Below are 5596 nucleotides of genomic sequence, written 5' to 3'. Positions count from 1 at the left end.
CGTGCGTGTCCGTGTCGGGTTCCGGATGTACAGGGGTCCCGGATTTCCACACTTGATTCTTTTCGGGGGCCGTTCTAGCATAGTCGCAGAACGTAACCGTTCTCTTCGCCCGCCCCCTCTCACGGCGGTCGTCACCCGCGCATTCTGCGCGGCCAAGGGGCACCCCGCCCCGAACGCAAACGTCACGTGTCTCCCACGTGGCCGAACTCCCACCGATTTCCGGTGTCCCCGCGTCCATCGCCAGCCCGGCTCGTATCCCCTCTATTGCTATTTTCCACAGGCACTGCCATTTTTTTTACACAAAAGGCAAGGAGATTCCTGTGTTACGTGCTAAACGGTCTATTTTCCAACCAGCACTCCATTGGAAAAGGAGGCAAACCCATGAGCAACTACGAATCACTCCTCACGGAACGAGAAGCTGCGAAGTTCCTCGGCCTTTCTCATAGAACGCTGCAGAGCTGGCGGCAAAAAGGATGGGGGCCGCCCTTTTTGAAACTCGGATTCAGCGTACGTTATCACAAGCAAGACCTGCAGAATTTCATGGAACAATGCAAGAGACGCCACACTACACAGCACACCTACAAAATCCTACACGACAACAAAACCCACGCTCAGGGGGCCCAGTCATTGTAGCCCGTTCGGCGAACAAACAGCGATCGGCTCACGCGGGGACAATCTTGATGTAAGCGAAGTCCGACAATTAACACGTGACACCGGATGACGCGGGTCAATCAAGCGGACGTCACCCGTATTTGTTATAGATTTGCCTGCATCATATTGTTCAAATACTTGGTTATTTTTGACCCAACGACACCACAAGCGGGCCGCATCACAGCATGGCAAATGCGGCTAAAATCTACGCGATAAATATAAGCTCATCTTCGAATCCCGATCGAAACGTCTGCAACCTTGCGTTCACAGAACACAGTTGGTCCCCGGGAAGGTTTTTTACGGAAAACGGGAAAAAGCAAGGCGCTCGATAGACCACCCCCAGCGACTTCGGGGTCTCGCCATCGGAGCGCAAGAAGGATTCCACGACGAACGCTACGGTCCGCGGATCGGTTACCGGGCGGACGGCACCCTTTGCGTATACCGTGCTCGTCCCTCCCTTGCGTTCCTCGATGCAGCCCCAGTCCGCAATGCTTCGCAAGACGGTGCGGGATGCCCGCGCCACCAGCTCGCGATCCCCCACCCGCTCTGCCAAACGGCGTCGGATCTGACGGGGCGAAACCGTTTCCTGTAGGCGGAGAAGCCTCCCGACCTCCGAGCTGACGAGCCTCCAGAACGGGTAGGCCGCCATGGTCATACCCCAGTGGACCGGAAGGTGCTGCTCGGCCGGCAACTCTCGGAGGAGCAGCAAGCCGTCATCGCGGAGCGCACGCAGATCCTTGCGAGGTCGCACCCAAATGGACTGCAAAATCGACCACATCTTCTGCCGGCTGCCCCGCCCGGAGGTTCCCTCGCCTGCCAGTGCTTCCGAGAGAAAGCCTCCTGCTTCTTCCGCCAGCTTTTTCTCGTCGACCCCAGCGAGGCACAGGTCGGCCACCCGCGTCATCCACTCGTACCGCAGCCGCTGGCTGCTAAAACCGATCTTCACGACGCGTCTCCCCGCACCTCGAGTTCGGCGAAGGGGACGATCAGCTCCTCAATGCACCATCCGCCGTGCGACACCACCTTTTTCCCCTTGGTCACAAACGCCCCACGCTCCGGGGCAAGAAGGGCCAGATACGTTTCCGGAAGCCCCACCGGCGGCCACTCGTACGCATCCGGGAACCGATCGCTCACCTGCTTCCGTAGCACCGGATCGTCGTACACCCGTACCCGCTCCCCCCGCACTTCCGCAAGGGAGCCTTCGGAGGGCTTCCCCACGCCCATAGCCTCAATGTTGCCGTGATCCGATGCGAGATACACGCGAAATCCTCTCTCGTGAAGAAGACCTAGCATATCTTTCAGAAATCCCTCACGGGCCCACTGCCGAACCTGGTTATGCATCCCCGCCGCACCTAGCTCCATCCCGTGCATGATCCGGTCGACCTTGTCGACCACCAGTCCGACCACGCGCAGATGGGGCCGGTTCAGGAGTTCGGCGAGTTCCTCCAGGTCTCCGTCGCCCAACCCCTTCGCGTACGCTACCTCCTTCGACGCGAGGCCTTGATCCACCCAGAACTGGGTCCAGAGGTCGGACTCCTTTTCGGTCGTATGGATACTCGCCGGAAAGTAGATCGGTGGCTTGCCGGCAAAGGCCGCTTGTCGGGAAACCGAGGTGAGGGTGGGAATCCAGGCGAAAACGGCGCGTTCACGGAACCGCAATTTGGGATCCAGCCCCCCAAGCTCTTGGCGCACGGCCACCCACTGGTCGAGCGCGATACCGTCGAGCAGCACAAGCGCGATCTTCGTATCCGGGTTGTCATCCAGCCCATGGCTCAGATACCGCGGGATGTGATGCAGCATCACCGGCGGCGCGGGCGGAAGGTTGATGAGGCTTGCGTAGCGCTTCACCACCCACGCCTGGAACGTTGCGTCGATCCGGGACCTCAGTGCGTCACGGCGCTCCCGGTACCCTTCCGGACAAGGGAAGTCCGGTTCCATCTCCAGGGCGGCAAGCTCCGCCCACCGACCGGCGAAATCGAGCCACTCCCCATGGCGCGCATCCACCTCGGGAATCGTCTTCTCGAGGGTATCCAGCAACCCTTCCATGCGGCGGCGCCGGTCTTCCCCTGGGGAGAGTTGGAGGCCGCACACCACCCAGGTCTTGGCGAGGGATTCCGCCTTCTCGTGGGGAACGGGCTGGAGCAAGCCCTCGACGAACAGGTTGTCGATGTACACGCGAACGTCGTCGTGGCTGAAAGGCAAAAGCCTGGGTCCCCGAAACTTCAGACCGTAGCCCGCCGCGTGCTCGTCGTCGCTGACCCCCTCGAACTTCTGCCGGTCGGCGAGAAAATCCAGAAATACAGGCCACCGTTCCTGCAAAAAAGCAAAAAATGCCTGTTTATCCGGAACGATGGCTTCCAGCGGCCAATCCTGGAACCGATGGGTTTGCCGAAGCACCTGGATGAAACGATCGTCAAGAATTCTCGGAATTCGCCGCCCTTTGTAATGACGGCGCAGCAAAACCCGGAGCAGGTCCTCCGGTTCGTTGATCAGTTCCGGGGCGATCTCGAATACATGACGAAGGACGAAGTCCTTTGTCGCGTTCTCACCGAGCGGCCCGGGCGCATACCTCAACTGCGCCTCGAACAGGGCATCGAGATCCCCCCGGTCGAGCGCAGCAACCACGGAGTAGCTGAGCTGCGGGAAAAGATCCCCCAAGTTGAACGAGAGCTTCCGGCCCGCCTGTAGCAGATCGTACGGGAGGGTATCGAGATCCCGCTCCCCCGAGCGCAGCACCACCACCAGTTCGGTGGACTCTCCCCGGTCCCAGCGCGACCGGAATTGGGACTCGTACGCGTACCGGAAGGCCACATGATCCTCAAACGGGATGAGCTCAAACCCCCTGTCGCGGATCCCATCCAGCACTCCCTCCTCGAGGAGCAACCCATCCGGATCCGCAACGAGGGTCAACCGAGCCACCTGCGGGGCGAATTCCCTGAGAATCTGGTCCCGCCAGCTACCCATGCGCGCTCCCCTCGACCCGCAAAAACATCAACGGCACCAACTCCGGCATCGTCTGGGACTCCCGGTCCAACTCGGTTTCGAACTCTTCCTCTTCTTGCGCCAAACGCCGCAGCCGGTGATTTCGAACCTGCGGCAGACCGATCCGTTCGATGGCTCGCCGCCGGGCCGCAAAGGCGTATGCCCCCTTTTCGCGGCGCGCGGCAAGGCTCCTGCGGTGTTGTCTCACCAGTTCGTCGTACACCGCCTTTCCGTGCCGCTCGGCCACCTCCCGCATCCTCCAAACCGCTTCACGCGCGGCGTCCGGTTCCATCCACCCCACGGTCGTGGGATCCTCCGCCGTCAATCGTTCCCACACGTAACGCGCAGTGGGGAGAAACACCCGTCCGTCGTCCGCCAGGAACAACGGCATCATGCGACTTTTGCTCGCACTCGGCCCCACAAGGGAAACCCGCCAGAGAGACCACACCCCGTTCACGTCTGGCGGTAGATTCGCGAGCGAGATGACCGGCACCGGCTGGTCGGGGACAAAGGGGGCAAGGCGCTTCGCGAGCGCGCGAACACGTTCATCTTCCAGGGTAACCAAACGGCGCGCCGGATTCTCGGCCGCCCGCTTCCCCGAAAACACCACCCCGCTCCACCGTTCCCCATCGGGCCACACCAGGTCCCAAACTCCCTCTGCACACGTCGCCTTACCTCCGTGCGACCGGAGATAGCTCACCGTCATCCGCTCCACCCAGTACGGCAACGGGTGCTGGAGAATGCCCGCGATCTCCGCGGAAGGTGACGGCTCGGTCTCTTCAAAAAAATTGGAAATTTCTTCGGTTATACGAACTTGGTCCCCCAGCGATCTCACCACCTCGTCGGCCTTGGTTTGCGTTCCCGCCGGATCCAGGAGCGCCGCTACATGGAGGTCGTGCAGCGCCTTACCCGCGTCCACGGAATCGAGCACATCGGCCGCCTTGTCCACACCAAACTCGTGGAGGATGGTCTGCAGCTTCTCCTCCAGCACCTCTCGGACCCGCTGTTCCACCGACCCTTCGAGCAACAGGTTTACCGCGCGGACCGGGTGCTTCTGGCCGATCCGATCCACACGCCCGATGCGCTGCTCCAGCCGCATGGGGTTCCAGGGAATGTCCTAGTTGATCACCACGTGGCAGAACTGGAGATTGAGCCCTTCTCCACCCGCATCCGTGGAGATCAAAATCCGGGCACGGTCGGCGAACACTTCCTGCACGCGCCGGCGTTCTTCGAGCCCCATTGCCCCGTTGAGGCACACCACCTCGAACCCCCGCTCGCTCAGGAACTCCGCAAGCATCTCCTGGGTGGACACGAACTCGGTGAACACCAACACTTTGAGATCTGGATCCCCCTCCTCGGCCTGGAGACGGTACAGCCACTCCATCAGCGCGTCGGCTTTGACATCCGCTTGATGTCCTTCGCACCGTCGCGCCTTATCGAGAAGCACCTCCACCTGCCGACGCTCATCCAGGACCGCGGCGTCCTCCACCCCGACCAACGCACCCACCAACTCCTCGGCGTCCATCTCAAGCCAATCTTCCTCGTTTAGGCCCGAGAAAAGGGTCAGTTGTGGGCCACCTCGATCCTGTAACACCTCGAGCCGGCGCTCCAGGGTAAGGCGAATCGCCCGGGTGCTAGACGCCACCAAGCGCTGCATCAAGATCATGAGGAATCCCAAATCGTTTCGCTTCTCGCGCAGCGCCCGGTTGTACCCTTCCCGAACGTACTCCGTCACGGCACCGTAGAGGTCACGCTGGTCCGCGTACCGATCGGTCCACTCCACCGTCACGAGTTCCGTGCGTCGAGGGCGGAAAAGCGGTTTCCCCTCCTCGTCGACGGCGTGACACTTTTCGGTCCGGATCACATAGGGGCTGCACCTCGCTCGAGGGCACGGCTCACCGTGCGCGGGTGCACCCCGAGTCGAGCGGCGATGTCCTTGATGTAGCAGCCCTTTTCTCGCAGT

Annotated in this window: 6 protein-coding genes; 1 reads left to right on the top strand and 5 read right to left on the bottom strand. The window is 61.3% G+C overall.

Features of this window, described 5'->3' with window-relative positions; all coding sequences use genetic code 11:
- The first annotated feature begins 381 nt into the window (after positions 1–381).
- Entirely contained in the window at positions 382–633 is a 252-nt protein-coding gene (locus ACYQ8L_RS17895; RefSeq protein ID WP_459943185.1) for a helix-turn-helix transcriptional regulator, read from the top strand.
- 223 nt (positions 634–856) lie between these two features.
- Here the strand turns inward: ACYQ8L_RS17895 and ACYQ8L_RS17890 are convergent, their stop codons facing one another.
- Genes ACYQ8L_RS17890 through ACYQ8L_RS17870 form a run of 5 tightly spaced genes read right to left on the bottom strand, consistent with a single transcriptional unit; the run spans position 857 to position 5565 of the window.
- Complete coding sequence (locus ACYQ8L_RS17890) at positions 857–1597, bottom strand: hypothetical protein (RefSeq protein WP_459943184.1); 741 nt, start codon at positions 1595–1597, stop codon at positions 857–859.
- Positions 1594–3615 (bottom strand): BREX-3 system phosphatase PglZ, encoded by a 2022-nt coding sequence (gene pglZ, locus ACYQ8L_RS17885; protein ID WP_459943183.1) that lies wholly within the window; start codon positions 3613–3615, stop codon positions 1594–1596. Before pglZ ends, ACYQ8L_RS17890 begins: the two co-directional genes overlap by 4 nt.
- The gene (locus ACYQ8L_RS17880; RefSeq protein WP_459943182.1) at positions 3608–4732 is read right to left on the bottom strand and encodes a hypothetical protein; all 1125 of its coding nucleotides are present in this window, start codon (positions 4730–4732) and stop codon (positions 3608–3610) included. The genes pglZ and ACYQ8L_RS17880 overlap by 8 nt, the downstream gene beginning before the upstream one ends.
- A gap of 18 nt (positions 4733–4750) precedes the next feature.
- Positions 4751–5497, bottom strand: coding sequence for a helicase-related protein (locus ACYQ8L_RS17875; RefSeq protein ID WP_459943181.1), 747 nt, complete (start codon positions 5495–5497; stop codon positions 4751–4753).
- Positions 5494–5565 (bottom strand): hypothetical protein, encoded by a 72-nt coding sequence (locus ACYQ8L_RS17870; RefSeq protein ID WP_459943186.1) that lies wholly within the window; start codon positions 5563–5565, stop codon positions 5494–5496. Before ACYQ8L_RS17870 ends, ACYQ8L_RS17875 begins: the two co-directional genes overlap by 4 nt.
- Positions 5566–5596: the final 31 nt, after the last annotated feature.

This window comes from Deferrisoma palaeochoriense, from assembly GCF_054656955.1.
The sequence above is the reverse complement of the archived record's forward strand: the minus strand, read 5'-3'. Positions and strand labels throughout refer to the sequence as shown.